We start from the raw sequence: 2,123 nt of genomic DNA, 5'->3' as shown, positions 1-2,123 counted from the left end.
GGTCGGCGTATTGTCCTTGGTCAAACTACCGCTGGCCAATGACATACGGGTAGCGCCGGTATCATCAATAATACTGTCGATAACCGGAGTGCCTGGGGTCAATGACATAATGACGTCATAGCTGGTACTCGGCTTGGCGCTATTACCTACCTTGTCAGTCTCTTCTACTGTCAACGTGTTTTTACCGTCATACAGTGAGCCCGTAGCGGTCAACGTCCACTGGCCATTGCTGCCTACGGTGGTGGTACCCAGTACTTTGGTCAGCCCATTGCCATCGGTGGTGTATACCGTGATGGTGTTACCCTCTTCAGCACCGGTACCGTTAACCAACGGATTGCGATCATCCAACACGTTACCCTTGCTGACCGGGCCGGTTATCAAGCCATACTGATCGACGACCTCAGTGATCGCTACCTTGCTCACATCCGGTGGCGTGAAGTCCAGCGTCAGGGTAAAGGTGTTGGACGGATCACTGATATTGCCCGCCTTGTCCACCGCCTTGACGTAAAAGTCATGCTTGCCTTCTGACAAGCCAGTGGTTGGTGTATAGCTCCACTGGCCAAGACCCGTTGCCTGTACTGACCCTATCAACCCATATTGGTCATAAATTGTCACTATACTGTTGGCTTCCGCACGGCCGCTCAGGGTTGGCGATGGATCATCCGTCGCGCTGCCGCTGGTCATGGCCTGTGGCTGGACATCACCCACATCGTCTGCTGCCGAGTCGATAAACGGTGCTGTCGGGGCCACGGAGTCCACGGTAAATACCCAGGTACCGCTGGTGCTGACATGACCGGTCAGATCTTTGGCACTGGCACTCATGGTATGTAAACCTTGGCTCATGTCACTGCTTGGCGTAAAGCTCCAGTTACCACTTGCCCCTACTGTAAGGCTGCCCAGTACGCCATTTTCATCGCTGATGGTCACTACACTGCCCACCTTCGCAGTACCGTTCAGCGTCGGACGCGTATCATCCGTCACCCCATTTTGTGTTATGGAACCCGTGACACTGCCCACGTCATCTTGCAGACCAGTCAGTTGTATCTGGCCCGGCACCACATCTACGTTGAAAATCAGGTGCTGCCCTTCACCGCTGGTGTTACCCGCCGGATCCGTCACCGTGGTGGTCAGATCATGTGGGCCGTTATTCAATGGCGTGCTTGGCGTAAAGCTCCAGTTACCCTGGTCATTCACCAACGCGGTGCCAATCACCTCGTCATTATCCCACAGAGTCACCACACTGTTCGGCTCTGCCTTGCCACTCAGGGTTGGCGTGTTGTCGTCAGTGGTTTCATCGGTGCTGATTGGCCCGGTCACGCTGCCCACATCGTCGGTCACCACCAGGTCTGTGACCAGTGCCGGTGCCTTGGTATCGACCATGATGTCGAAGATACCTGTCGGTTTGCTGGTGACACCAATCTCATCGGTCACCGTCGCCGTCAGGTTGTGGTTGCCATCAATCAATGCGGTTTCTGGCGTAAAGCTCCAGCTACCATTATTTTCCACTTTCACGCTACCAATGACTTCACCATCGTCATATACCTTCACGATGCCACCCGCCACGGCGGTACCTTTCAGCGTCGGGGTATTATCGTCAGTCACTTTACCCTTCTGCAGCGGTTCAGTCACAGGTCCGACATTATCCTCCACCGACGTAATCACTGGTGGTACTGGCGCGCCAGTTCTGATGGTAATGCTGTATTCGGGTGATGCCACCGTGGTGTTGCCTACCGCATCGCTCTCTGTCGCGGTCAATACAGCCAAGCCATCCGTAAACTGTTGTGTCGGCTTCATTGACCAGGAGAGGTCATCCTGCACGATCGCCGTGCCGATAATCTCGCTGCCGCGGTACACCGTAATGATGTTACCTTTTTCCGCACCGGTGCCGTTGATGGTTGGGCGGGCGTCATCGGTGGTGGTACCCGGAGCCACATTGCCGGTCTTCCCACCCACCTGATCGTCCACACCGGTGATCGCCACTTTGCTGGCATCGGGTGCTGAGTAGTCAGTGGTCAACTTAAAGACGTCGGATGGCTCACTGGTGTTACCCGCCTTATCCGTCGCCGTGGTGGTGATCTTGTGCTCACCTTCCACCAATGGGGTGGTTGGGGTAAACGACCAGG

1 protein-coding gene is annotated in these 2,123 nt (G+C 55.3%); it reads right to left on the bottom strand.

Annotated elements, in window-relative coordinates; genetic code table 11:
• A partial coding sequence (locus AC2A06_RS18470) for an Ig-like domain-containing protein (protein ID WP_484381252.1) occupies positions 1 to 2,123 on the bottom strand: 2,123 nt, incomplete at both ends.

Source organism: Serratia sp. HNCC26DJ244, from assembly GCF_057180565.1.
Note: the sequence above shows the minus strand (reverse complement) of the source record. Positions and strands in the feature narration are given on the sequence as shown.